The sequence below is a fragment of the Kitasatospora sp. NPDC088264 genome, assembly GCF_040685715.1.
Classification (GTDB): Bacteria; Actinomycetota; Actinomycetes; order Streptomycetales; family Streptomycetaceae; genus Kitasatospora.
Map to the genome: position 1 here is coordinate 37,618 of NZ_JBFBIR010000019.1, position 25,296 is coordinate 62,913.

At 74.5% G+C, this 25,296-nt stretch carries 18 protein-coding genes; 4 read left to right on the forward strand and 14 right to left on the reverse strand.

Going from position 1 to position 25,296, the window contains the following annotated elements; genetic code table 11:
- Positions 1-4: 4 nt before the first annotated feature.
- The 6 genes from AB0O82_RS17450 to AB0O82_RS17475 all read right to left on the reverse strand — a co-directional run bounded on the left by AB0O82_RS17450 (position 5) and on the right by AB0O82_RS17475 (position 7,171).
- Positions 5-1,741, reverse strand: coding sequence for a cation acetate symporter (locus AB0O82_RS17450; RefSeq protein WP_363584501.1), 1,737 nt, complete (start codon positions 1,739-1,741; stop codon positions 5-7).
- Entirely contained in the window at positions 1,738-2,301 is a 564-nt protein-coding gene (locus AB0O82_RS17455) for a DUF485 domain-containing protein (RefSeq protein WP_363584503.1), read from the reverse strand. Before AB0O82_RS17455 ends, AB0O82_RS17450 begins: the two co-directional genes overlap by 4 nt.
- A gap of 125 nt (positions 2,302-2,426) precedes the next feature.
- Positions 2,427-3,122 (reverse strand): response regulator transcription factor, encoded by a 696-nt coding sequence (locus AB0O82_RS17460; RefSeq protein ID WP_363584505.1) that lies wholly within the window; start codon positions 3,120-3,122, stop codon positions 2,427-2,429.
- Positions 3,123-3,195: 73 nt separating this feature from the next.
- Positions 3,196-4,356, reverse strand: a complete 1,161-nt coding sequence (locus AB0O82_RS17465; RefSeq protein WP_363584507.1) for a histidine kinase — start codon at positions 4,354-4,356, stop codon at positions 3,196-3,198.
- A 54-nt stretch (positions 4,357-4,410) separates the two neighbouring features.
- Positions 4,411-4,896 (reverse strand): CcdC protein domain-containing protein, encoded by a 486-nt coding sequence (locus AB0O82_RS17470; protein WP_363584509.1) that lies wholly within the window; start codon positions 4,894-4,896, stop codon positions 4,411-4,413.
- Positions 4,897-5,059: 163 nt separating this feature from the next.
- On the reverse strand, positions 5,060-7,171 hold the full coding sequence (locus tag AB0O82_RS17475; protein WP_363584511.1) for a DNA topoisomerase IV subunit B: 2,112 nt from the start codon (positions 7,169-7,171) through the stop codon (positions 5,060-5,062).
- A 537-nt stretch (positions 7,172-7,708) separates the two neighbouring features.
- On the opposite strand from AB0O82_RS17475, the gene AB0O82_RS17480 reads away from it, so the two are divergent.
- Complete coding sequence (locus AB0O82_RS17480; RefSeq protein WP_363584513.1) at positions 7,709-7,942, forward strand: hypothetical protein; 234 nt, start codon at positions 7,709-7,711, stop codon at positions 7,940-7,942.
- A 193-nt stretch (positions 7,943-8,135) separates the two neighbouring features.
- Here the strand turns inward: AB0O82_RS17480 and AB0O82_RS17485 are convergent, their stop codons facing one another.
- The 7 genes from AB0O82_RS17485 to AB0O82_RS17515 all read right to left on the reverse strand — a co-directional run bounded on the left by AB0O82_RS17485 (position 8,136) and on the right by AB0O82_RS17515 (position 17,999).
- On the reverse strand, positions 8,136-9,065 hold the full coding sequence (locus AB0O82_RS17485) for a serine protease (RefSeq protein ID WP_363584515.1): 930 nt from the start codon (positions 9,063-9,065) through the stop codon (positions 8,136-8,138).
- A gap of 171 nt (positions 9,066-9,236) precedes the next feature.
- The gene (locus AB0O82_RS17490; RefSeq protein ID WP_363584517.1) at positions 9,237-10,874 is read right to left on the reverse strand and encodes an RNA polymerase sigma factor; all 1,638 of its coding nucleotides are present in this window, start codon (positions 10,872-10,874) and stop codon (positions 9,237-9,239) included.
- A 454-nt stretch (positions 10,875-11,328) separates the two neighbouring features.
- Complete coding sequence (locus AB0O82_RS17495; protein ID WP_363584519.1) at positions 11,329-12,261, reverse strand: FadR/GntR family transcriptional regulator; 933 nt, start codon at positions 12,259-12,261, stop codon at positions 11,329-11,331.
- Between the two features lie 118 nt (positions 12,262-12,379).
- Positions 12,380-13,303, reverse strand: coding sequence for a hypothetical protein (locus AB0O82_RS17500; RefSeq protein WP_363584520.1), 924 nt, complete (start codon positions 13,301-13,303; stop codon positions 12,380-12,382).
- Between the two features lie 3 nt (positions 13,304-13,306).
- On the reverse strand, positions 13,307-14,782 hold the full coding sequence (locus tag AB0O82_RS17505) for an ATP-binding cassette domain-containing protein (protein ID WP_363584522.1): 1,476 nt from the start codon (positions 14,780-14,782) through the stop codon (positions 13,307-13,309).
- A 228-nt stretch (positions 14,783-15,010) separates the two neighbouring features.
- Positions 15,011-15,769 (reverse strand): NUDIX domain-containing protein, encoded by a 759-nt coding sequence (locus AB0O82_RS17510; protein WP_350880113.1) that lies wholly within the window; start codon positions 15,767-15,769, stop codon positions 15,011-15,013.
- 106 nt (positions 15,770-15,875) lie between these two features.
- Positions 15,876-17,999, reverse strand: a complete 2,124-nt coding sequence (locus AB0O82_RS17515; protein ID WP_363584625.1) for a glycogen debranching N-terminal domain-containing protein — start codon at positions 17,997-17,999, stop codon at positions 15,876-15,878.
- 762 nt (positions 18,000-18,761) lie between these two features.
- On the opposite strand from AB0O82_RS17515, the gene AB0O82_RS17520 reads away from it, so the two are divergent.
- Positions 18,762-20,075, forward strand: coding sequence for an alpha/beta fold hydrolase (locus AB0O82_RS17520; RefSeq protein ID WP_363584524.1), 1,314 nt, complete (start codon positions 18,762-18,764; stop codon positions 20,073-20,075).
- Between the two features lie 61 nt (positions 20,076-20,136).
- On the opposite strand, the gene AB0O82_RS17525 is transcribed toward AB0O82_RS17520, so the two are convergent.
- Positions 20,137-21,714: a DUF4192 family protein gene (locus AB0O82_RS17525; RefSeq protein ID WP_363584526.1), complete on the reverse strand. Its 1,578-nt coding sequence runs from the start codon at positions 21,712-21,714 to the stop codon at positions 20,137-20,139.
- 228 nt (positions 21,715-21,942) lie between these two features.
- Between AB0O82_RS17525 and AB0O82_RS17530 the strand changes: the two genes are divergently transcribed.
- Both AB0O82_RS17530 and AB0O82_RS17535 read left to right on the forward strand, forming a co-directional pair.
- Positions 21,943-24,138 carry a RecQ family ATP-dependent DNA helicase gene (locus AB0O82_RS17530; protein ID WP_363584528.1) on the forward strand — a complete coding sequence of 732 codons (2,196 nt, stop codon included), beginning with the start codon at positions 21,943-21,945 and terminating at the stop codon, positions 24,136-24,138.
- A 359-nt stretch (positions 24,139-24,497) separates the two neighbouring features.
- Complete coding sequence (locus tag AB0O82_RS17535) at positions 24,498-25,196, forward strand: hypothetical protein (RefSeq protein WP_363584530.1); 699 nt, start codon at positions 24,498-24,500, stop codon at positions 25,194-25,196.
- Positions 25,197-25,296: the final 100 nt, after the last annotated feature.

Below are 25,296 nucleotides of genomic sequence, written 5' to 3' on the forward strand. Positions count from 1 at the left end.
GCGCTCAGGCCGCGCCCGCACCGGTGAGGGCGCGCACCTCCAGCTCGGCGAAGCGGTCCGCGTCGGCCGGCTCGGGCGAGGTGATCGTCCCGATCCAGCCGGCCAGGAAGCCGAGCGGGATGGAGATGATGCCGGGGTTCTCCAGCGGGAACCAGTGGAAGTCGACGCCGGGGAAGAGCGCCACCTTGGTGCCGGAGACCACTGGGGAGAAGACGACCAGCACGATCGCCGGGACCAGCCCGCCGTACACCGACCAGACCGCGCCGCGGGTGGTGAACCGCGACCAGAACAGGCTGTACAGCAGGACGGGCAGGTTGCTGGAGGCCGCCACCGCGAAGGCCAGGCCGACCAGGAAGGCGACGTTCAGCTGCTGGGCGTAGAGGCTGATCGCGATCGCGGCCGCGCCGATCCCGACGGCCGCGAACCGTGCCACCCAGACCTCCTGGCGCTCGCTGGCCTCGCCCGTCGGCTCGGCCTCCGCCACGTCCCCCGCCTCCCCCGGCCGGGAGGCCGGGACGGCGGCACGCCGCCGGAAGGGGCGCCGGCGCGGCCGGCCGCGCCAGGCACCGGCCCAGATGTCGTGGGCGAAGGCCGCCGAGGAGGCCAGGGTGAGCCCGGCGACCACGGCGAGGATGGTGGCGAAGGCGATCGCCGAGATCAGCGCGAACAGCACCACCCCGCCGGTGCTGCCGTTGCCGCCGCCGAGCACCAGGGCGAGCAGCGGGACGGCGGTGTTCCCGGCCGAGTTGGCGTGCCGCACCTCCGCCGAGCCGACCAGCGCGGTCGCGCCCAGGCCGAGCGCGATGGCCATCAGGTAGAAGCCGCCGACCAGGCCGATCGCCCACATCGTGGAGCGGCGGGCGGCCCGCGCGGTGGGCACGGTGTAGAAGCGGGACAGGATGTGCGGCAGTCCGGCGGTGCCGAGCACCAGGGCGAGGCCCAGGCTGAAGAAGTCGAGCCGGCTGGTGAAGGTGGCGCCGTACTTGAGGCCGGGTTCGAGGTAGCGCCGCCCGGCGCCGCTGTGCTGGGCGGCCTGGCGCATCAGCTCGCCGACGTCGCCGTGGAAGCGGACCATCAGCAGCACGGTGAGCAGCACCGAGCCGGCGATCAGCAGGAAGGCCTTGACGATCTGGATCCAGGTGGTGGCCCGCATCCCGCCGATCGTGACGTAGACGATCATCAGTCCGCCGACGGCGACGATGGTCCAGGTCCGGGCCTGGGCACTGTTGGTGCCGAGCAGCAGGGCGACCAGCGAGCCCGCGCCGACCATCTGGGCGACCAGGTAGAGCAGGGTGACGACGACGCTGGCGCCACCGGCCGCGGCCCGGACCTTGCGGCGGCGCAGCCGCAGGGCGAGCACGTCGGCGAGGGTGTACCGGCCGGCGTTGCGGACCAGTTCGGCGACCAGCATCAGCACCACCAGCCAGGCGACCAGGAAGCCGATGCTGTAGAGCACGCCGTCGTAGCCGTACAGCGCGATCAGCCCGGCGACGCCGAGGAAGGAGGCGGCGGAGAGGTAGTCGCCGGAGAGCGCGAAGCCGTTCTGGAGCGGGGTGAAGTCGCGGCCGCCGGCGTAGAAGTCCTCGGTGGCGCTGCCCCGGCGGCCGACCCAGAGGGTGATCGCCAGGGTGACCAGGACGACGACGGCGAACAGCGCGATCGCGAGGTCGTGGTGGTCGCCGGTGGGGGCCACGGGGGGCGGGGTGGCGGTCGTCATCGCGGTCGTGATCGTGGTCGTCATCGCAGCTGGTCCTGGGTGTCCCAGCGCAGGCCCAGGGCGGCGCGGTCGCGCTTGGTCCGGGCGTTGCGGGCGTAGAGCCAGGTGAGCAGGAAGGTGGAGGCGAACTGCAGCAGGCCGAGCAGCCAGGCCACGTTGAGCGGGCCGGCCACCTGGCTGCGCATCAGGCCGGGGGCGGCGGCCTGCGCGGCGACGTACATCAGGAACCAGCCGAGGAAGGCTCCGCTGACCGGGAAGACGAACGACCGGTAGCTGCGGCGGATGTCCTGGAAGGCGTCGCTGCGCTGGACGGCCCGGTACACCTCGGTGCTGTTGGTGGCGGGCACCAGGGCCCGGGGGGCGGTCGCCGGTTCGACGGCGGGCTGGGCGGCGGGGGCAGCGGCGGCCCGGACGGGCGCCCGCTCGGCCGGTACCGGCTGGACCGCGCGGGTGGGGGCCGACTGGGCCGGTACCGCCGGTTGGCCGGGCACGTCCGGCCGGTCGGCGGCGGTGGCGGCGGCCGGAGCGGCCCACCAGTCAAATCGCTGCCCCTGTCCGGGACTGCTCGTCTGCTGCTGTGGCACAACTGCTCCTGGACCGGCGGGCACTCTGACCCCAACCATGATGGTGGCCGCCGGACAGCCCCTCTGACCATTGCCGATACCTTCACTCGATGAGGTGATCGATCATCCGACAGACACTCATCCGACTACTGCTGCGTACCGGTGATCCCGTGTCGAAAGGCGTACGAGACCGCCTGCGCCCGGTCCCGTACCGCGGTCTTGGCGAACAGGTTGTTGATGTGCGTCTTCACGGTGGCCTGGCTGACGAACAGCCGCTGGGCGATCTCGGTGTTGGAGAGCCCCTCCGCGATCAGCGCCAGCACCTCCGCCTCCCGGGCGGTCAGCCCGTCCGGGAGCTCCCCCGGCCGCCCGGCCGGCTTCCCGGCCCCCGGCGCGGATCCGGCCGCAGGCCCTGAAAGCCTTTCCAGCAAACGGAGTTGGATCTGCGGCGAGAGCCCGGCCGCCCCCGCGCGGACGTCCGCGATCGCCCGGGCGATCTCCTCGCCACCGGCGTCCTTGGTGAGGTAGCCGCGCGCCCCGGCCTGCAGAGCGGGGAACAGCGAGTCGTCGTCGGCGTAGGTGGTGAGCACCACGACCTCGGTCTGCGGGTGCGCGGCCCGGATCCGCCGGGTCGCCTCGACGCCGTCGACGCGCGGCATCCGCAGATCCATCAGCACCACGTCCGGGTGACACCGTTCCACCAGGGCGACGGCCTCCTCCCCGTCCGCCGCCGCGCCGACCACCTCGATGCCGGGCAGCAGCCCCAGCAGCATCACGATGCCCTCGCGCACCACCGTCTGGTCGTCCACCACCAGCACCCTGGTGACTTCTGCCTCGCTCATGCGCCCGCCCCGCTTCGCTCGGCAGTCGCTTCGCGAAATCCGCACCTGCTGATGATGAGCTCGCCGCGCTCGCTCATGCCGGCACCTGCAGCAGCACGCGCCACCCTCCGTCCTCGGGGCCCGCCAGCAGGGTGCCGCCGAGCAGTTCCGCGCGTTCGCGCATCCCCAGCAGACCGTACCCGCTGCCGCTGGCCGCCAGCTCCCCGGACGGTTCGCCGCGCGGAGGGCGGGAGTTGCGCACCTCCAGCTCCACCGCCTCCGTCAGGTAGCGCAGTTCGACGGTGCACCGGGCGCCGGGCGCGTGCTTGCGGACGTTGGTCACCGCCTCCTGCGCGGTGCGCCGCACCGCAAGGGCGGCCTCGGCGGCGAGCGGTCGGGGCGTGCCGGTGACGGTGAGCGCGGCCCGCTCCCGCCCGGTCAGCTCCACCAGGAACTCACCGACCGGGGTGAGCTCGCCGCGCAGCGCGGACAGCGCCTGCCGGGTCTCGACCAGCCCGTCCTGGGCCATCCGCCGGGCGGCGACGACCCGCTCGCGGATCTGCCCGCGGTCGGTGCCGGCGTCCAGCATCAGCCGGGCCGCCTCCAGGTGGACGAGCTGCGCGGAGAGGCTGTGCGCGAGCACGTCGTGGATCTCCCGGGCGATCCTGGCCCGTTCGGCGAGCGCCGCGCTCTCCGCCTCGGCGGCCCGGGCGGCGCGCTCCTGGGTGAGCAGCTGGCGGGCGGTGCCGCGGGCCTCGACGTCCAGCCGCAGCAGGTAGCCGAGCAGGCCGAGCCCGCCGATGGTGGCGAAGATGCTCACCCAGCTCGCCCAGCTGGCGGCGGTGTACGAGCCCAGCGCGGCCGCCGCGGTGAGCAGGCCGGGCGCGGGCGGCAGCCGGACCACCCCGACCACGGCCAGCCCGCACCAGACGAAGTCGGCCAGCAGGTAGGCCTGCCCCCAGTTGGCCAGCCAGGCGCTGCCGAGCAGGGCGACGGCCAGGCCCAGCGAGAGCGCCAGGCGCTGTTCCCGGGTGGCGTAGAGGTAGCCGGTGGCCAGGGCGGCGACCCCGAGCAGTCCGGCCGCCACGACCACCACCGCCCAGCCCGCGTACTTGCCGCCGGAGAACGTCCCCCAGCAGACGACGACCAGCAGGACGGTGCGGCCGAGCAGGGAGAGGGCCCGCCGCGGCCATCTCCCGACCTCGCGCTCCAGCCCCTCGCGGGACGGCCAGCGGGTCCAGTACCACTCGACCACAGGTGCCTCCTCGACGTTCTCGGACAGCGGGCCCGGCAGGCCCCGGCAGGGCGGTCAGCGCGGTACGGCGGCCTGTTGCGGCTGGTCCAGGGCCCGTGCCCGCCAGTTCACCACGAACGAGCGGGTCAGCAGCAGGACCGCCAGTCCCAGCAGCAGCGCGCTGCCCGCCTGGTGGACGTGCAGTGCCGCGCCGATGCCGTACAGGGCGAGCCGGATGGCGAGCATGCCGACCCAGGCGGCCACCGTGGCCTTGGTGCCCTTGGCCCAGACCGAGCCGTCCCCGGCCCGCCACAGCCGCACGGTCCAGCCCCAGACGGAGCCCATCGCGACCACCGCCGCCAGGCCGCACCCGACCAGGGCGGCGGACAGCGCGGTGTGCTGGTGGTCGATGAGCTGCGGGTCGCGCAGTGCGAGCACGCCGAGGATCAGCGGCAGCAGCCAGAAACGACGCTCGGTGTCCAGGCGCTGGGCGCGCATCTGGCGCTGGACCACGAGGACCATCACCGCGATGATCACGACGATGTTGACGAGGGCGGTCATCGGACTTCTCCGTCCCGACAGGAGGCTTGTACTGACCTCTCCGACGCTACGGATCCGGCGCCCCCGGTTGATCGGCGCCGGGGTGGACCACAGGTGGAACCGGCAGCACGAGGGCCCTCCACCCGTGGGTGGAGGGCCCTCGTGCAGGAAGGATCCGAAGGCCTCAGGCGTCGATGCGGGAGCGGTCCAGGGTGGCCGCCGAGTCCACGATGAACTCCTTGCGCGGGGCGACGTCGTTGCCCATCAGCAGGTCGAAGATCCGCTCGGCCTGCTCCAGGTCGCCCAGGTTGATCCGGCGCAGCGTGCGGTGGCGCGGGTCCATGGTGGTCTCGGCCAGCTGGTCGGCGTCCATCTCGCCCAGGCCCTTGTACCGCTGCACCGGCTCCTTCCAGCGCTGCCCCTTGCGCTGGAACTCCAGCAGGGTGGAGCGCAGTTCGGCGTCGGAGTAGGTGTAGTGGTACTTCTCCTGGCCGCGCTTGGGGCTGGTGAGCTCGATCCGGTGCAGCGGCGGCACGGCGGCGAAGACCCGGCCCTGCTCGACCATCGGCCGCATGTAGCGGTGGAACAGCGTCAGCAGCAGGGTGCGGATGTGCGAGCCGTCGACGTCGGCGTCGGCCATGAAGATGACCCGGCCGTAGCGGGCCTGGTCGATGTCGAAGGTGCGGCCCGAACCGGCCCCTATCACCTGGATGATCGCGGCGCACTCGGTGTTCTTGAGCATGTCGCTCACCGAGGCCTTCTGCACGTTGAGGATCTTGCCGCGGATCGGCAGCAGCGCCTGGAACTCGGAGTTGCGGGCGAGCTTGGCGGTGCCGAGCGCGGAGTCGCCCTCGACGATGAAGAGCTCGCTGCGGTCGACGTCGTCACTGCGGCAGTCGGCCAGCTTGGCCGGCAGCGAGCTGGTCTCCAGCGCGGTCTTGCGGCGCTGGGCCTCCTTGTGCTGGCGGGCCGCGACCCGGGTGCGGGCGGCCGCGACGACCTTGTCCAGCACGGCCCGGGCCTGGAGCTTCTGGTCCTTCTTGGCCGAGGTGAGGAAGGCCTTGAGTTCCTTGGCGACGACGGCGGCGACGATCCGGTTGGCCGCCGAGGTGCCGAGCACCTCCTTGGTCTGGCCCTCGAACTGCGGCTCGGCGAGCCGGACGGTGACCACCGCGGTGAGGCCCTCGGTGGCGTCGTCCTTGGTGATGTCGTCCTCGGCGACGCGCAGCAGCTTGGCCGCGCGCAGCGCCTCGTTGACGGTCTTGGCCAGCGAGCGCTCGAAGCCGGTCATGTGGGTGCCGCCCTTGGGGGTGGCGATGATGTTGACGAAGGAGCGCAGGGTGGTGTCGTAACCGGCGCCCCAGCGCAGCGCGATGTCCACGCCGAGCTGCCGGGTGACCTCGGTGGGGGTCATGTGGCCGAGTTCGTCCAGGACGGGCACGGTCTCCTTGAAGGTGCCCTCTCCGCGCAGCCGCAGCACGTCGCAGACCGGCTTGTCGGGCGCCAGGAACTCGCAGAACTCGGCGATGCCGCCGTCGAAGCGGAAGACCGACTCCTCGACCTGCTCGCTCTCGGTGAGCCGCTCGTCACGCACGACGATGGTCAGGCCGGGGACGAGGAAGGCGGTCTGCCGGGCGCGGCTGTGCAGGTGCTCCAGGGAGAGCCGGGCGTCCTTGAGGAAGATCTGCCGGTCGGCCCAGTAGCGGATCCTGGTGCCGGTGCGGGCCTTGGGCACCTTGCGGGCTCTGGTCAGGCCGTTGGCGGGCTCGAAGGGCGCGTCGGGGCTGGCCTCGGTGAAGATGCCGGGGGTGCCGCGGCGGAAGCTGATCGCGTGGGTGTGTCCGCTGCGGTCGACCTCGACGTCCAGCCGGGCGGAGAGGGCGTTGACCACGGAGGCGCCGACGCCGTGCAGGCCGCCGGAGGCCGCGTAGGAGCCGCCGCCGAACTTGCCGCCGGCGTGCAGCTTGGTCATCACGACCTCGACGCCGGACAGCCCGGTCTTGGGCTCGACGTCGACCGGGATGCCGCGCCCGTTGTCGCGGACCTCGACCGAGGAGTCCGGGTGCAGCAGGACCTCGATGCGGTCGCAGTAACCGCCCAGCGCCTCGTCGACGGAGTTGTCGATGATCTCCCAGAGGCAGTGCATCAGGCCGCGGCTGTCCGTCGAGCCGATGTACATGCCGGGGCGCTTGCGGACCGCCTCCAGGCCCTCCAGGACGAGCAGGTGCCGAGCGGTGTAGTTGGAACCGTCGTCGCCGGCCAGCAGTGCGGACGGCACGGTCGTTTCGGCACTCACGCGGCACTCTCCTCGGTGAAGTTCTGTCTCATCGGTCACATCCGGACGCATCCGGACCATCCGCCAGTGCAGCACGCCGCACCGACAGTCGTCGCCCGGTGTGCTCGCGCCCCTCCGCTGGGTGCACAGCACGGCGGGCCGCTCCCGCGCAGCTTGTACGCGCTGCGCGAACAAGGACCGCTCCGGTATCCGGACCCCGGGGCGCCATCTCCTCCCGGTACCACCGGTCCTGGCGGATCGTGGGGCCTGGCACAGGCTCCGGAACTGCCGTTATGCAGGCTACCGGGGCCCGGGGCGGGGCTTATGCTCCAACCCGGCAGAGGATTATGCTACGCGGACCTCGCACCCGGTCCCGATCGGGCGTTCGAGGGACGGGCGGATCCTGGGATTCGGTACGCATGAACCACCGGCCCCCGGGGCACGTCCTCATCAACACAGCAGAATCCTCAGAGAAGAAAAGCCACGAGCGGGAACGTTTTCGGCCTGGTTGGATGTTGACCCTGGTACGACAGCTCGTCGAGCTAGAGAAGAGGCGACGTGACTACTGTTCTGACACCTGCGAGCCCGCTCACCGCGGCTGACCGCTGCGACCGCTGCGGCGCCCAGGCCTACCTGCGCGTCGTACTCGCCAGCGGCGGAGAGCTGCTCTTCTGCGCCCACCACGGCCGGAAGTTCGAGCCCGAGCTCAAGAAGATCGCCGTGGAGATACAGGACGAGAGCGGCCGTCTCAGCGGCACCGCCAACGCCACGGCCGCCGAAGAAGAGCGCTGATCCAAGGCGCCACACCAGCAGTCGGCGTCGAGCTGTGTATCCGGTCGCGCACTCCGCGCGACCGGTGAGCCGGGCGACAGGTCCCCTCGGGAACCGGTCGCCCGGCTCTGCTGTTCACGGAGGCCGGCACGCTCCGCAGCGATGTGACGTCAGAACGTGACCAGTTGGCCACCGGCAACGGCCCGGGCGGCCCTCACAGCACCGAGCGCACCGCGTCCGCGACGGACGCCACCCTGGTGTAGACGCCCGGGTGGGCCGCCTCGGCGCAACCCGTCCCCCAGGAGACCAGGCCGACCAGTCGGCCGCCGACGACCAGCGGGCCGCCGCTGTCGCCCTGGCAGGCGTCCTTGCCGCCCTTCTCCTCACCCGCGCACACCATGCCCCGGGCGTCGAACTTGCCGTCCGGCCCGCCCGGGTAGGCCTGCGCACAGGTCTGGTCCGCGATGATCGGCACCTCCACCCCGCGCAGCGTGGGCGAGTAGTCACCGCGCCCGGTGGTGTCGCCCCAGCCGAAGACCCGCGCGGCGGTCCCGGCCGCGTACGGCTCGGTCTCGCCCTGGCCGACCAGGTCGATCACCGGCCGGGAGTCCTGGGGGTCGGCGAGGGTGAGCACGGCGACGTCGTTCAGGTTGGCGGTGAAGGAGTAGTCGGGGTGGATCCACACCGACCGGACGGGCACCTCGCGGCCGGCCGAGCTGCGCATGTCGTCCCGGCCGATGACGGCCTTGAGGCCCGGCCGGTCCACCTTGGCGCCCCTGGACTCGTCGTAGAAGCAGTGCGCGGCCGTCACCACCTTGGTCGGCGTGACCAGCGCTCCCCCGCAGAACTGGCCGGAGCGGCCGCTGCCGAACTGCTGGCGGCTGGACAGCGCCACCACCCACGGGTGGTCGACGGTGGTCTCGGCGGTGCCGCCGACCACCCGGCGCTGCGCCCCGGCCGGACCGGCCGCGCCGAGCGCGACCAGCGGGACGGGGACGGCGGCCAGCAGCGCCAGTACGGCGGCCCGTCGGCGGCGGCCCGCACGGGCGGCCGCCGGGCTCGCCGGGGGCGGGGCGGGGGTCGGCAGGGCAGCGCGGTCCGGGTTGGGCAGCACCGTGACTCCAGTCGGCTCGGCAGCAGGCAACCGCCACAGCGTAGGTGATCGACTACGCGGTGCGACCGCTTCCCGTCGCACCGCCACCCGGACGAGGGACAACGGCCACCCGGACGCTGACCCGCCCGGGCCCGGACAGCGGCGAAGGCCCGGAGCCGTGGGGCTCCGGGCCTTCGTCACACGCTTGCCGTACCGGCCTGATCAGTCCAGGTAGTCGCGCAGCACCTGGGAACGCGACGGGTGGCGCAGCTTCGACATGGTCTTCGACTCGATCTGGCGGATGCGCTCACGGGTGACCCCGTACACCTTGCCGATCTCGTCGAGCGTCTTCGGCTGACCGTCCGTCAGGCCGAAGCGCATCGAGACCACGCCGGCCTCGCGCTCGGAGAGGGTGTCCAGCACCGAGTGCAGCTGCTCCTGGAGCAGGGTGAAGGAGACCGCGTCGGCCGGGACGACCGCCTCGGAGTCCTCGATCAGGTCACCGAACTCACTGTCGCCGTCCTCGCCGAGCGGGGTGTGCAGCGAGATCGGCTCACGGCCGTACTTCTGGACCTCGATGACCTTCTCGGGGGTCATGTCGAGTTCCTTGGCCAGCTCCTCCGGGGTGGGCTCGCGGCCCAGGTCCTGGAGCATCTGGCGCTGGACCCGGGCCAGCTTGTTGATGACCTCGACCATGTGCACCGGGATGCGGATGGTGCGGGCCTGGTCGGCCATGGCGCGGGTGATCGCCTGGCGGATCCACCAGGTGGCGTAGGTGGAGAACTTGTAGCCCTTGGTGTAGTCGAACTTCTCGACCGCACGGATCAGACCGAGGTTGCCCTCCTGGATCAGGTCCAGGAAGAGCATGCCGCGGCCGGTGTAGCGCTTGGCCAGCGAGACCACCAGGCGGAGGTTGGCCTCCAGCAGGTGGTTCTTGGCGCGGCGGCCGTCCTCGGCGATGATCTCCAGCTCGCGCTTGAGCTTGGGGGCGAGCTTGTCGGCGGCCGAGAGCTTGTCCTCGGCGAACAGACCGGCCTCGATGCGCTTGGCGAGCTCGACCTCCTGCTCGGCGTTGAGCAGCGGGACCTTGCCGATCTGCTTCAGGTAGTCCTTGACCGGGTCGGCGGTGGCACCGGCGACGGCGACCTGCTGGGCCGGCGCGTCGTCCTCGTCGTCGTCGGAGAGCACGAAGCCCTGCGACTCCTCCTCGGGCTCCGCCTCCTCGCCCGCCTTGTCGCCGGGCAGCGCGACGTCCTCGAGCAGCTCCTCCTCGCCGATGAGCTCCTCGTCGCCCTTGCCCGCCTTGGCGGCGGTCTTCTTGGCGGCGGTCTTCTTGGCCGGCGCGGCGGTCTTCTTGGCCGCGGCCTTCTTGGCAGGGGCGGCCTTCTTCGCCGCGACCGCCTTCAGCCCGGAGGCGACCCCGGTCGTCTCCGAGGTGATCTCGGCGGACACCGTGGGGGCGGACGCCGTGGCGGCCGCCACGGCCGGGGCCGCGACGGGCGCACCGGGCGCGATCCGCACGGGCGGCTTGGTCGGGGCCGTGGGGGCGGCCGGGCTCCGGGTGGTGACAGCCTTGGTGGCGGTGCGCTTGGTGGGGCTCTTGGCAGCAACGCTCTTGCGCTTGGCGCCGGCCGGTTCGGCCGCGCTGACCATGAGGTCCACCCCCTCCTCAATCAGCACCTGGTTGAGGCTGCGCATGACGTTCTTCCACTTGGTGACCGGGATCTGGTCCGCCTCGAACGCCTGGCGCACGTCGTCACCGGCGATCTGCCCCTGGGCCTTGCCCCGCTCGATGAGCGCCAGCAGAGCTGCGGACTCGGCGATCTCGGGGGGAAGCGAACGGGATGTGCTGGCCGACACGAACAACCTCTCGGACGATGAGTGGACTCGAACCCGTACCGGCCGCCCGAGCGGGCGGGGAAGGAAATCGCGCGTCAGGCGCGCGGTGTCGATTCCGACCGACTCGGGCTTGAGGACTGGGTTTGCAGGACGGCAGCAGCGCCGCGGACCAACACAGCATTGTGACATGTTGAAGTATTCCGGAGCTGCTCCCGCTCAGGAGACATCGCTGCTACTCGTCAAGTGTTACGCATGGCCTTCGTGTCGCGGGTCACACCACTCGGCGCCCGCGGCCACGGGGCCGGAATCCATCATCGCGCACTCGCACCGAAACCCGTTGTCATGGACGGGGCATCAAACGTTCGGGTCGGACCGCCGACATGCAGAAGCCCTCCGGCTGCGCCGCGCGGGTGCGGCCGGAGGGCCCTGGAGGAACGGAGGACGGACGGGGCGCCCGCTCACCGGAACGGCCCGCTCAGTGCTCCCGAGGGGCGGGGACGGACGGCTCGATCTCGGGGTGGACGGTGAGCAGCGCCCGCATCGCGGCCTCCCCCGCGGTGCCGTCGCCGGTGCCCAGCGCATCCACCAGCCTGGCGTGCAGGCTGACCGAGGACTCGGAGGCGCGCTCGCAGGAGATGGCCGGCCCGCCCGACACCTGCAGCGCGCCGGCGACGATCCCGGACAGGTGCTCCAGCATCCGATTGCCGGCCATCTGGAGGATCAGGCCGTGCAGCTCGGCGTCGGCCCGGGCGTAGGTGGAGAGGTCGGCCTGGGCGGCGGCGTGGCCCATGATCTCGACCAGCTCGACCAGCCGCTGCTGGACGTCCTCCCGGCCGTGGCCGGCGGCGAGCCGGGCGGCCAGCGGCTCGATCGCCCAGCGGAGCTCGAACAGCTCCCGGCGCTGCTCGTCCCGCTGCGGGCCGAAGGCGCGCCACTCGATGATGTCCGGGTCCAGCAGGTTCCAGTCGGCGACCGGACGGACTCGGGTGCCGACGTTCGGCCGGGCGCTGACCAGGCCCTTGGCCTCCAGGACGCGCAGCGACTCGCGGACGACTGTGCGGGACACCTCGAACCGCTGGCCGATCTCCTCGGGCACGAGCGGACGGTCGGCGCCCAGGTCGCCGGAGACGATCATCTGGCCGAGCTGCTGGACCAGCTGGCCGTGCAGACCGCGGCCGCGACTACTGGTGGTCTTGCGGCCGACCCGGGCGAGATCGGACTCGGCGCCCTCCCAACGGGGCGCCGGCGGAGTCGGCCGGTCGGCGTACGAGAAGCGGTCCAGATCGCCGGGGCCGTGGATGGGTCCGTCGGCGGAACGGGCGGGGGTCATGGTGGGGTGCGCAAGGGTACTCACAGCTCCTTTGTCGGCGATCGGCGGGCGCAGCTTGAGAATTCTCGTGAAAAGCACACGAAAGGGTGATCGACCGCGACTGGATAATTGACTTCTTATCAGGAAGAACCGCGCATTACGGTCACTGCTGGTCGATCTTGATGCTTCGGCGCGGCCGCCCCCTCGGCGCCCGGCGTCAGAGCGCGCGCCGCCGGACCTGCACCAGGAGCGCCGCGAGCAGCAGGACGGCCGCGGGCGCCGCCACCGCCGCGAGCAGAGCCGGATCCGTCAGCGCCGCGCTCCCAGCCACCGCCTCGTGCTCCCCGCGGTAAACCCAGCCGTAGGCCCATTCGACGCCGGACTGGAACGGCAGCAGCTCGGCCGCACGGGTCGGCCACGGCCTGCCGGTCTCCCGCAGCAGCAGCGCCACACCGGACTCCAGCAGCGGCGGCAGCGCGCACAACAGCAGCACCCCGACCGAGGCGCTGCGGGTCAGTGACGTCGTCAGCACCCCGGTCCAGCCCGCCACGACGGTCAGCAGGACGAAGGCCAGCAGGGCCGCCGGCGCCCCGTGGCCGGCCGCCAGCGCCACCGGGGCGAACACGCCCGGCAGGTCGGTCAGGCCCGGCAGGTCGGCCAGGCCTGACAGCCCGGTGGCGGCCAGCGCCTGCGACACCTGGTCCGACAAGGCCGAGGACTCCGCCCAGGCGGCCACCGTCACCCCGCCCGGCAGCGCCAGCTGCACCGCCACCGCGTCGAGGAGCAGGGTCGCCAGCGCCAGCAGCCCCGCGACGGGACCGACCACCAGCAGCTTGGCCAGCAGCAGTCGCACCCGCCGCGGGTACGACACCTGGGAGGCCGGCAGCCCCGGGTGTCGCACCTCGTGCCCGTACGAGAGCGCGCCCAGCACGCCGGCCCCGAGCGCGGCGAACGGCAGCGGGATCAGCGGTACGGCGGCGGTCAGCAGCCGCACCCCGGCCGGGACGGCCAGCGGGCCGGCCGGGGCCTGGCTCGCCAGGACGGCGGCCGTGACGGCGTCGCACAGCAGCACGGCGGCGAGCAGCAGCCAGGTGGAACGCAGGCCGCGCAGGCGGCGCAGCTCGTAGGCCAGGACACGCACGGTTCACTCGCTCCGGTGGTCGTCGGGGGTGGCGGGGCTGACGGGACCGCCGGGGGCCGGGGTCGCGGCCGGAACCTGGGCCCCGGCCGGGCGGCCGAGCCGGACGGTGTCGTCGGTCAGCAGGTCGGCGGCGCTCTCGCGGCGGCCCCTGGTCGGGTCGGGCGCGGGCCTCCCGTCGCCGACAGCGGGGCCGGGGTCGGGGTCGGGGGCCGGGGCGAGGGCCGACGCGGATCTGGCCAGGGCGCCGGGGCCGTCACGGAACAGCCGCTCCACGACGACGGTCGGGGTGGGCTCGGCGGGCTCGGCCTGGCGGGGGGTGGCGCCGAGGGCGGAGAGGGCGGTCGCGGCCGAGGCGGCCGGCAGGGCGCGGGTGGGCAGCGCCGCCTCGTCCCGGTGGTGGGCGGCCGCCGGGCGGGCTTCCGGGCGGCGGGCGCCCCGGTGGCGCGGGACGGTGACGGCCTGGACGTCGGAGGCCGGTTCCTGAGCGGGCTCAGGGCCGGGTTCGGGGCCGGGTTCGGGACCCGGCTCGGCAGCGGTGGGGCCCGACTGGACACGGAGGTGGCCGGAGCGGCCCGATGCGACCGGCAGGGCGACCCGGGGCGCCGGCTGCTCGACCACCCGGTCGGCCAGCTCGTGCAGCAGGATGCCGTGGCGATAGGCGAGTTCACCGATCTCGGTACGGTCGACGCCCGCCACCGCGAGGCCCGCGCCGCCGTCCCGCCGCACCTCGGCGCCCTGACTGACCAGCAGGTCGGCCAGCCGCGCCATCTGCGGCCCGCGGACGGCCACTTCGGGGCTGAGCCTGGTCCGGCGGAACTCCGCCACCGGCTGGTCCGCCACCAGCCGGCCGCGGTCCAGCGTGATGACCCGGTCGGCGAGCTGCGCGGCCTCCTGCGGGGTGCGGGTGGTCACCAGGACCGTCCCGCCGGCGACGCCGAACGAGTGCAGGAAGGAGTGGAACCACTCGACGTTGCGCGGGGACAGGCCCTCGGTCGGCGCGTCCAGCAGCAGCGTGCCGGGGTCGCCGAGCAGGGCCGCGGCCAGGGCCAGCCGGCGGTGCATGCCGGGCGAGAAACTGCGCAGCCGCTGCCCGGCGACGGCGGCCAGCCGGGTCTGCTCCAGCAGTTCGTCGGCCCGCCGTGCGGGGGCGCCGACCGCCGCGGCCAGCATCCGCAGGTGGCCGTGCGCCTTGCGGCCCGGGTGGCCCGCCACGGCGGCCGCGCCCGGCCCGGGACCGGGCAGCAGCACGCCGACCTCGCGCTCGGGGCGGCGCAGCCGGCGGTAGGTGCGACCGTCGAAGAGCGTGATGCCCTGGCCGCGTTCGAGTTCGAGCATCAGCCGCAGCGCGGTGGACTTGCCCGCGCCCTCGGCGCCGAGCAGCGCGGTCACCATGCCGGGCCGGGCGTCGAAGGTCAGATCGAGCACCGCGGGCGGCGCGCCCTTGCGGTAGACCTTGGTCAGTCCGGTGATCTGGATCATCGCTGCCTGCTCCCATGCCCTCGGCCGACCTGCCCGACGCGGGGCGCCCCCTGGTGTGTTGGCGCGTGCCAGCACGGCCCCGCGCCAGCACATTAGGGGCCGGTGGCGGAGATTCCGGGCATTACGGGAGCGGCGCGGGCCCGTCGGCCACCCACCTCACCCGATCAGGGGACAATCCGATCCTGCGATTCCCGGGTCGGGGGGAGTCGACGGCGGGCCGGGGCCGGGTCAGGACTCCGGGCGCAGCATGGGCGGGTTGAGGACGGTCGCGCCGCCCGCGGTGAACAGCTGGGCGGGACGGCCACCCTGACGGGTCGTCGTGCCACCGGAGGGCAGCAGGAAGCCGGGGGTGCCGGTGACCTTGCGGTGGAAGTTCCGCGGGTCCAGGACCACGCCCCAGACCGCCTCGTAGACCCGGCGCAGCTCGCCGACGGTGAACTCGGTGGGGCAGAAGGCGGTGGCGAGGGAGGAGTACTCGATCTTGGAGCGGGCGCGTTCCACGCCGTCGGCGAGGATCAGCCCGTGGTCGAAGGCGAGCGGGACGCCGTCGACCGGGCTCCGGCCGAGCAGTTCGCCGACCGGGGCCCAGCGGGCACTGCTGGCGTCGCCGCCGGCCCGGGGGGTCGGCAGGTCGGGGGCGAGGACCAGGTAGGCGACGCTGACCACCCGCATCCGGGGGTCGCGCTGCGGGTGGCCGTAGGTGGCGAGCTGCTCCAGGTGGGCACCGGCCGCGCCGGGGCCGACCGCCTCGTGGCCGGGGGCGGAGTGTGCGCGCAGGCCGGTCTCCTCGGCCAGCTCCCGGGAGGCGGCCTCGGCCAGGCCCTCGTCCGGGCGGACGAAGCCGCCGGGCAGTGCCCAGTACCCCTGGAACGGCGGCTCGCCGCGTCTGACCAGCAGGGCGCAGAGCGCGTGGTCGCGCACCGTCAGCACCACCAGGTCAACCGTGACAGCGAACGGGGGGAAGGCCGACGGATCGTAGCGCGACATGGCGACGATCATAGTCGTCTCTCTGACGATAAGCACAGGCCCGTACACGGACCGCGCCCGGCCCTCCTGAGGTGTCGCCGGAGCCGGGCGGGCCCGGGCAGGGGTGTCAGCGGGCGCCCAGTTGCAGCTCCGCGGAGGCCTCCTCGACCATCGCCACGCCGATCCGGCTCACCCGGACCGAGAAGGGCTCGCCGGCGACCCGCAGGCCGGTCAGCTCCAGCTCGCCGAGCGGAGCGGTGCTGGCCGGGCGGACCAGGACCCGGCCGCCCGGCACGTCGGGGCGGACCCCGGCGAGCGCGAACACCGCGTGCGCGGCGCCGGCCGCCGAGACCGCTGCCGGGCGGCAGGCGGCCGGGTGCGGCACCGGCGGGCAGCCGGGGATCCGCTGCTCCCCCGCGTACATCTCGGGCAGCCGCCCCTCGTAGTGGGCGGCCGCGGCGAGCAGGCCCTCCAGCAGGGCGCCGGCCTCGTTCTCATGGCCGGCTTCGGCCAGCCCGGCGATCGCCAGCGCGGTCTCGTGGACCCGCACCGCGCCGCCGCGGTGGCCCAACGGGTTGAAGCGGGGGGACTTGGCGCTGAGCGTGCGCAGGCCCCAGCCGCTGTCCAGCTCCGGCGCGGCCAGGCGCTGGGCCAGCAGTCGGGTCTGTTCCCGGTCCAGCAGGCTCTCGTGCCGGCCGCCGTCGGCGGCGAGCCCGGTGTCCAGCAGGTGCACCAGGCAGGAGGCGACGGCCGGCAGCGGCTGGCCGCCCGGCGCCAGCGCGGCGGCGGGGCGTCCGCCGGAGAGGTCGTCGATCCAGAACCGCTCGCGGAAGCACCCGCGCAGTTCGGCGGCCCAACCGCGCCACTCCTCGGCGCCGGGGCGGCCGAAGGCCTCCAGCAGTTCGGCGCCGTGCAGGGCGGCGCGGTGGGCCTGCGCCTGGACCTCGGCCCGGGCAGCCACCGGGTGGGCGGCGCGGTCCTCCGCCGGGCGGCTGAGGTCGGTGACGAAGCCGTCGACCAGGCCCTCGCGGAGGGCGGCCAGGGCCCGCTCCGCGGCCGGGAGCAGGTCGGCGGTCTCCGCACGGGGCAGGCCCCAGCGCCAGGCCTCGGCCAGCACGGTGACGAACAGCAGGGTGGCCTCGGTGGCGGTGCAGGTGGGCGGCAGCTCGGGGCCGCCGTGCCGGAGGGCGCCGGGCAGCAGGCCTTCGGTGCGGCCCGGGGCGGCGGCGGGCTGCTGACGGCGGGCCAGCGCCCGGAGGGTGCCGGCGGCGAGCCGAGTGCCGAGCGGCAGGGTGAGCCGGGCGGCCCAGAGCGCGTCGGCCGGGGCGAGGCCGAAGCGCCAGGGCGCGCCGGAAGCCGGGTAGAGGTCGGTCGGGCGGTCCGGGTCGGCGAACAGCAGCCCGCCGAGGGCGTCCAGGGAGCGGGTGACCAGCAGGGCGGCCCGGGCGTCGTCGCTGCGGACCTCCGGTTGGGCCCAGGGCAGCGGCACGCCCGTGCCCCGCCCGCCGGGCGGCCGCGGGCCGGGGGCGGTGCTCTCCAGTTCGGCGCGCAGCTCGACCGACCAGCGGGCGCCGGGTTGCACCTCCAAGTCCCACCGGAGCACCCCGGCCCCGGCCAGCACCGCGTGCGGGGAGGGCTTGGCGCTGACCACCGCGCTGTGCGCCGGGCCGGCCCAGCGCAGCCCGGCGGACTGCACCTGGCCCGGCAGGTCGGCCGGGCGGTGCCCGGCGGCGATCTCGGCGACCGGGCCGAGGTCGGTGCCGAGGGCGATCTCCATCGGCAGCCTGGCGGGCCGGCCGCCGGTGTTGCGCACGATGACGGTCTCCACTCCGTCCGCGTGGCGCAGCCGCTCGACGGTGAGCGCCGGGTCCGGGTCGAGGTCGCCGGGGAGCCGGACGGCGCCGAGGAAGCGGGCCTGCGCGGTGCTGGTCAGGGCGCCCTGGAGCGGCAGCGGCTCCATGTCGCCCAGACGCAGCTCCATCCGGGCGAGCACCCGGACGCCGTTGCGGTAGAAGCCGTGCAGGCCGTGGCCGCGCAGCTGGCCGTCCGGTCCGGAGGCGGCCATCGCGGGGGCGTTGACGCAGAGCACCGCGTGGTGGACGGCGGGGGGCTGCGGCCTTGGCGGGGCCGTGAGCCGACTCGGGCCGACGGGTGCCCCCGCCGGTCCGGCCGTCTGGACCTGGTCGGGACGGCCGATCGGTCTCGGCGCGCCGACCACGCTCTCGGCCGGCATGGCCTGTGGTGGCCTCATGGCGGTCACCGGACTCTCCTCCCCTCGGCGGTCCGGTGGCCTGGTCAGGCCGGTGGGCCGCGAGCACGCTCGATCGCGTGCTGATGGTGCCGGGCCGGCGGGGTGCCCCGTCGGCGGGTGTGCCGTGTCTGGCCGTACCCGGTGCCGGGCCGTGCCATGCGGTGCGCGGTACCGGGCCGGTACCGGCGCGCCGCACCTTCGCGTCGGGCCCGCCTCGGTGCCCGGCGCGTCGTCAGGTCCGGTGACCCGGACCGCCGGTGGCGCCCGACCCGTGGGCCGCGGCGGCCGAGCCAGGTGACCCGAGCGGGCCCCGCACGCTCCGGTGCCCCGGCGCCGTGGCCGCCCCGCTCGGCGGGCGGTCCGCCCGGAACCTGCCGCCGGACGGCCGTCGGACGGTCGCCGGGCCCCCGGGGTGAACGCCGCGCACCGCCTCCAGGTCACGCCCGGCGACGGGTGCGGCCCGTCGAGCCCGGCCCGCCGGGCGGTCGTGCCGCAGCCGTCGAGCCGTCACGGTCGGGCCGTCACCGGGCTGCCACCAGGGCGGCGCGGTCTCGCCACCGGGTGGCGGCGGCTGCGTCCCGGCCCGCGGCCTGCCGTGCAACCCGCCCCGGCCCGGCATCGTATGCCTGGCCGAGTGGGCGGTGACCGTCGAACCGGTGCCCGACCGCGGTCAGGATACGGTGCGGGGGTCGCGGCGCCCGCACCCGGTGACCCCGTGAGCCGCGACCTGACCGCTGTGACCAGCAGAGACCGAGGAGTTGCATGTCCACCGTCAGCCGGCTGCCCGGGATTGTTACGACCGACCACATCTTCCAGGCCCCCCTCGACCACGCCGACCCGCAGGGCGAGCAGATCGAGGTGTACGCCCGCGAGGTGGTGGCCGCCGGCCGCGAGCAGGCCGACCTGCCCTGGCTGGTCTTCCTCCAGGGCGGTCCCGGCGGCAAGGCCGCCCGCCCGCTCGGCCGCGACGCCTGGCTGGAACGCGCCCTCGACGACTACCGGGTGCTCCTGCTCGACCAGCGCGGCACCGGTCGCTCCACGCCCGCGACCCGGCAGACCCTCGCCCGGCGCGGCGGTGCCCAGGAGCAGGCGGACTACCTGGCGCACTTCCGCGCGGACTCGATCGTGCGGGACGCCGAGCTGATCCGCCACCAGCTGCTCGGCGCGGACCGGCGCTGGAGCGTGCTCGGCCAGAGCTTCGGCGGCTTCTGCACCCTCACCTACCTCTCCTTCGCCCCCGAGGGCCTGGCCGAGGCCTTCATCACCGGCGGTCTGTCCGGCCTCGGCAGTTCGGCGGACGACGTCTACCGCGCCGCCTACCCGCGGGTGGTCCACAAGAACGAGGACCACTACGCCAGGTTCCCGCAGGACGTCGAGGCGGTACGGCGGATCGCCGCGCACCTCGCCGCCGCCCCCGCGACGCTGCCCGACGGCGGACTGCTGACCGTCGAGGCGTTCCAGGCCCTCGGGCTGATGCTCGGCGGCGGCAGCGGCTCCGGCACCCTGCACTACCTGCTGGAGGAGGCCTGGGTGGACGGCGCGGCCGGCCCCGAGCTGTCCGACACCTTCCTGGCCGGTGTCCAGGCCAAGCTCTCCTTCGCGGAGGGCCCGCTGTACGCCGTGTTGCACGAGTCGATCTACGGCCAGCGCTCGGTGGACCAGGGCGGCACCGCCTGGTCTGCCGATCGGGTCCGCAAGGAGTTCCCGCAGTTCGACGCCCGGGCGGCGCTGGACTCCGGCGCACCGGTGCTGTTCACCGGGGAGATGATCTACCCCTGGATGTTCGACACCGACCCGGCGCTGCGCCCGCTGAAGGAGACCGCGGACCTGCTGGCCGCCCGCACCGACTGGCCCGACCTGTACGACCCGGCGCGGCTGGCCGCCAACACCGTCCCCGTCGTGGCGGCGGTCTACCACGACGACATGTACGTGGACACCGCCGACTCGCTGGCGACCGCCCGCGCGGTGCGCGGTCTGCGGACCTGGATCACCAACGAGTGGGAGCACGACGGCCTTCGGGCGAGCGGCGGCAAGGTGCTCGACCGCCTGATCAAGCTGGCGCACGGCGAGGCCTAGCGAAGCCCGCCCGGGCCGGGCGGCGAGGCTCCGGACGGCCCCTGACGGACGCCCGGCGAGGTCAGCGCGCATGGTGGGCTCCCCTCGCCGCCCGACGGACGCCCCGGCACCGGTGGCGCCCGACGGCCGACGGTGCGGCGGCGGCCCGGGACACCGCTGTCCGGCCGAGCCGCAGACCCCGGGCGGACCGCTGCCGGGGCACCGGAGCGCACCCGGGCACCGGTAGCAGGGCGAGCGGGCCCGGACCGTCCGGACGCGGCGTCGGCTCGGCGGGGCCGGCCGGGCCGACGGGGCCGTGCTCGGCCGCCGCCGCTGTGGCCTGAGCCGCCTTCGAGGCCTTCCGGCGGGCGGGCCGGCGGCGGCGTGAGGCCCCCGCCGGCCCGGGCAGCCCCGACGGCCCACCGCGGCCAGCCTGGTTACCACCCGGGCCCTCGGTGGGCGCCGGCCCCGGTTCGCCGCCGGGCGCCGGCACGGGCCCACCCGCCTCGCGCCGCCGACGCTGCGCCTCGACCGCCGCGAGCAGCGCGTCGGGCGTCATGCCGTCGTTCAACGACTCGTACAGCAGCTCGGCCAGCAGGTAGGACGGGTCGAGCCGGAGGACGTGGCCCAGCACGACGCGGGCCGTCGCGGTGTCCCCCGCCACCCAGGAGGCCCAGGCCAGCAGGGTGAGCGGGGCCACCGCACAGCCCTCGTAGGGCGGCACGGCGCGCCGGGCGAGGAAGCGCCAGAGCCGCTCGGCGGGCGCGAGCTCGGCGGGCCGGGCGTACTCGACTCCGCGATCCCGGGTGAGGCGGTCCCGCAGGGCGACCAGCAGCCGGGCCGCCCGCTCCTCGTCGAGCTCCCGGGCCCCGGCCGCGAACTCGGCGAAGGCCTGGTCGAGCAGGTCGGCGCCCTGCTCCTGGACGGACGCACCCCCGGAGCCCCCAGCGCCGTCAGCACCGTTGGCGGCCTCAGCGGCCTCGGCCCGGGCGAGCGCCGCGCGCTGGGCGTCCGCCCCCGGCGGGCCGATCGGGGCCAGCCCGCCGATGATCGCCTTCCGGCTGCCACGCGGCGCGAGGCCGGCGAACGCCGCGGCGGCGGCCGCCGGGCCCGGGCCGGGGGCACGGCGGATCGGGTTGCCCGCCGGATCGCAGCACCCGGCGCGGCGGCAGAGGAAGGACCACCAGCGGCCGTCCGAGACGCAGAGCGACTCTTTGACGGCCACCCCCCTGCGCCCGAAGGCCGCGCGGAGGTCGCCCGCCAGCGGCCGCAGGCCGTCCACCACCGGAGGGGCGTGCGCCGTGGTCGGGTCCTGGCAGAGGTAGAGGAGCACTTGGACCGGCCGCTCGCCGTGCCGCTCGGAGAGCGCGACCAGCAGGGCGGCCGTCTCCTCCGCCGCAGCCGGCCACTGCTCGGGCGACTCCGGGACGTCCGCCCGGATCACTCCGCCCTGGTGCAGGTCGGGGCCCTGGAGGCCGACCGCGACGATGCTGTCGTCGGGGTAGAACCCCAGGAGGTAGGGCAGCAACTCGGCCATGTCGGCCGGGCCGCGCATGGTGACCGGCCGGTGGCCGGAGGACGGGCCGAGGGACAGGGTGACGCGCTCGTTGTTCATGACGCTCCCGTTGTTCATGACGCTCCGGTTGTTCGCGGCGTTCATGACCGGAAGCGTGACGCAATCCGAGAGACGCACCGGATTTTTCTCATTTCCTGTGGATAACCCCGCCCTCGTTTTCCGCTTCCCTCATTCGGAGCACACCGCGCCCACTCCCCCGGGTGATTAGTCGGCGGCCGTTCAGCTGATGAGCTGATGAAATACATCCGGCCTCCACCTCTCCGCAGCCCCGGCATTCGCCCCATGTCGGCGGCTCGGGGTTACATGGACGCCATGCAGCAGTCCGAGAACCACACCACCGCCACCGCCGACCGCGCCGAGGTCCGGGCGCGGGCCGAGGCCGTCCTGCGCGAGCTCGCCGGGCCCGGTGCCGCCCTGCGCGAGGACCAGTGGACGGCCATCGAGGCCCTCGTGGTCGACCACCGCCGCGCCCTGGTCGTGCAGCGCACCGGCTGGGGAAAGTCCGCGGTCTACTTCATCTCCACCGCCCTGCTCCGGGCCCGGGGCGCCGGGCCGACGGTGATCGTCTCCCCGCTGCTCGCCCTGATGCGCAACCAGGTCGAGTCGGCGGCCCGGGCCGGCATCCACGCCCGGACCATCAACTCGGCCAACACCGACGAGTGGGACGAGATCCAGGCCGAGGTCTCCGCCGGGAAGGTCGACGTCCTGCTGGTCAGCCCCGAGCGGCTGAACAACCCCGACTTCCGCGACCAGGTGCTGCCCAAGCTCGCCGCCTCCACCGGCCTGCTCGTGGTCGACGAGGCCCACTGCATCTCGGACTGGGGCCACGACTTCCGCCCCGACTACCGCCGGCTGCGCACGATGCTCGCCGAGCTCCCGCCCGGCGTCCCGGTGCTGGCCACCACCGCCACCGCCAACGCCCGGGTCACCGCGGACGTCGCCGAGCAGCTCGGCACCGGCAGCACCGACGAGCACGCCCTGGTGCTGCGCGGGCCCCTCGACCGGGAGAGCCTCACCCTGGGCGTGCTGCCCCTGCCCGACCCGGCGCACCGGCTGGCCTGGCTCGCCGACCACCTCGACCGGCTGCCGGGCTCGGGCATCGTCTACACCCTGACGGTGGCCGCCACCGAGGAGGTGACGGCCTTCCTCCGCGAGCGGGGCTTCCCGGTGGCCTCCTACTCCGGCCGCACCGAGGACGCCGAGCGCCGCACCGCCGAGGCCGACCTGCTGGCCAACCGGGTCAAGGCGCTGGTCGCCACCTCCGCGCTGGGCATGGGCTTCGACAAGCCCGACCTGGGCTTCGTGGTGCACCTGGGCTCGCCCAGCTCGCCGATCGCCTACTACCAGCAGGTCGGCCGGGCCGGGCGCGGCGTCGACCGGGCCGAGGTGCTGCTGCTGCCCGGGCGCGAGGACGAGGCGATCTGGCGCTACTTCGCCTCGCTGGCCTTCCCGCCGGAGGAACAGGTGCGCCGCACCATCGACGCGCTGGCCGAGGCCGGCCGCCCGCTGTCCACCGCCGCGCTGGAGCCCCGGGTGGACCTGCGCCGCACCCGGCTGGAGACCATGCTCAAGGTGCTCGACGTGGACGGCGCCGTCCGCCGGGTCAAGGGCGGCTGGACGGCCACCGGGCAGAGCTGGGCGTACGACACCGCCCGGTACGCCAAGGTCGCGGCCTCCCGCGAGGCCGAACAGCGGGCGATGCGCGAGTACGCGGCGACCACCGGCTGCCGGATGGAGTTCCTGCGCCGCCAGCTGGACGACGAGCAGGCCCGTCCGTGCGGCCGGTGCGACAACTGCGCGGGGCCGCTGCACACCGCCGAGGTCTCCGCCGAGGCGCTGGACGCGGCCCGGGCCGCCCTCGGCCGCCCGGGCATCAGCTTCGAGCCGCGCCGGCTCTGGCCCACCGGGATGGACTCCCTCGGCGTGCCCCTCAAGGGCCGGATCCCGGCGGGCGAGCAGGCCGAGAACGGGCGGGCGCTCGGCCGGCTGTCCGACATCGGCTGGGGCAACCGGCTGCGCACCCTGCTGGCCGACCAGGCCCCGGACGTACCGGTCCCCGGAGAGGCCGTGGACGCCCTGGTCGCGGTGCTCGCCGACTGGGCCCGCGGCCCCGGCGGCTGGGCCGGGCCCGCGACGGCGGACGGCGCCCGGCTGGAGCGGCCGGTCGGCGTGGTGGTCATGGCCTCCTCGACCCGCCCCCAGTTGGTGGGCAGTCTCGGTGCGCGGATCGCCGAGATCGGCCGGCTGCCGCTGCTCGGCCGGATCGAGTACGCCGACGGTCGGCCCCCGCACGGCGCGCGCAGCAACAGCGCCCAGCGACTGCACTCGCTGGCCGGCGCGCTGACGCTGCCGCCGGAGGTGGCGCAGGCGGTGGCCGAGGCCGGCGGGCCGGTACTGCTGGTGGACGACCTCGTCGACTCGGGCTGGACGGTCACCGTGGCCGCCAGGCTGCTGCGCCGTGCCGGGGCGAGCGCGGTGTTGCCCCTGGTGCTGGCCGTGCAGGGGTGACCGGGCGGCAGCGGGCCGCCACTCCACCCATCACTCGAATGGCCTAACGAAGGGAGAAGGCAGCCCACTCGCGAACACGCGGGACGCCGGAGCGGGGAAAGGAGTGGTCACCGTGCCGACAGCGGTTCACCGGACCCCGCACACGGTCTGGATCAAGGTCCAACGCCGCCCGAACGACGCTCGGAACACGGTGGAACATATCCGGCGGAACGTGGGCTTTCGGGTGGCGTTCATCGTTTCATCGTTGCCGCTCCACCCCGGATACCGCGAGAATTGGCGCGTACCCGAAACCCTGTCCGCTGGACCCGGCCTTCGGCGTACCCACGTACCCGCGTGCCAGTGGGTCAGGAAGGAGGATCGTGATCAACGGTATCGGCCGAGGTCAGCATCCCCTCGCCCGGAGTTCGGCGCCCAGACGGCTGCTGGACCTGGAGACCTGGACCGCCTCGGGGATCCCGTTGCTGCGCGACCCGCGCGAGTTCGTCGTGGAACTGCACCAGCGCCACCTGCCCCAGCCGGGCACGGTCGTGATCGCCGTCCTCAACGCGCTGCACCACGTGTCCGCCTCGGCCTCGTTCACGCCCTGGCCACACGACACCGACGGCTGGCAGCACCGCAACGCCGTGCTCACGCACCTGCGCCAGATCACCCCGCACGACCTGCGGCTGGCCGAACCGACCCGCACGGCCGTGCTGTTGCGCTGCCGCGAGGGCGCACCCGGCTGGACCGAACAGGACGGCGCCTGGATGTGGGCGCTGCGGGACGCGGCCGTCCTGCACGGCCTGCGCTGCGGCTCGTACATCGGGCTCACCCCGGCGGGCTGGCACGTCCTCGGGGACGGCCGGAGCGGACGCGATCCGCACGCGGGCTCGTGGGCGGACGGGGTGGTGCACACCGTCACGGAACTGCCGCCGCGCTCGGCGCTGGACGCCCCGCGCGGCCAGCGCGCCCGGCACCAGGCGGCCGAACGGGCCCAGCACGCCCGGCAGTCCGAGCACCCGTGGCCCCCGGCGCGGGTCGCCGCCGTCCAGCCGGCCCGGCGCACCGGCACCTGCTGACCCCACTGGTCCCGCCGACACCCACGGGCCGCGGCCACGGGCGACGCCACGATCGCAGACGATGCCACGGCCGGAGCCGACCCCAAGGCCCGACAGCCGA

Excerpts from the sequence above, each read along its gene's own strand:
- AB0O82_RS17450 (WP_363584501.1), bottom strand. The coding sequence starts at position 1,741 with ATGACGACCACGATCACGACCGCGATGACGACCGCCACCCCGCCCCCC.
- AB0O82_RS17460 (WP_363584505.1), bottom strand. The coding sequence starts at position 3,122 with ATGAGCGAGGCAGAAGTCACCAGGGTGCTGGTGGTGGACGACCAGACG.
- AB0O82_RS17470 (WP_363584509.1), bottom strand. The coding sequence starts at position 4,896 with ATGACCGCCCTCGTCAACATCGTCGTGATCATCGCGGTGATGGTCCTC.
- AB0O82_RS17505 (WP_363584522.1), bottom strand. The coding sequence starts at position 14,782 with ATGATCCAGATCACCGGACTGACCAAGGTCTACCGCAAGGGCGCGCCG.
- AB0O82_RS17510 (WP_350880113.1), bottom strand. The coding sequence starts at position 15,769 with ATGTCGCGCTACGATCCGTCGGCCTTCCCCCCGTTCGCTGTCACGGTT.
- AB0O82_RS17515 (WP_363584625.1), bottom strand. The coding sequence starts at position 17,999 with ATGAGGCCACCACAGGCCATGCCGGCCGAGAGCGTGGTCGGCGCGCCG.
- AB0O82_RS17520 (WP_363584524.1), top strand. The coding sequence starts at position 18,762 with ATGTCCACCGTCAGCCGGCTGCCCGGGATTGTTACGACCGACCACATC.
- AB0O82_RS17525 (WP_363584526.1), bottom strand. The coding sequence starts at position 21,714 with ATGAACGCCGCGAACAACCGGAGCGTCATGAACAACGGGAGCGTCATG.
- AB0O82_RS17530 (WP_363584528.1), top strand. The coding sequence starts at position 21,943 with ATGCAGCAGTCCGAGAACCACACCACCGCCACCGCCGACCGCGCCGAG.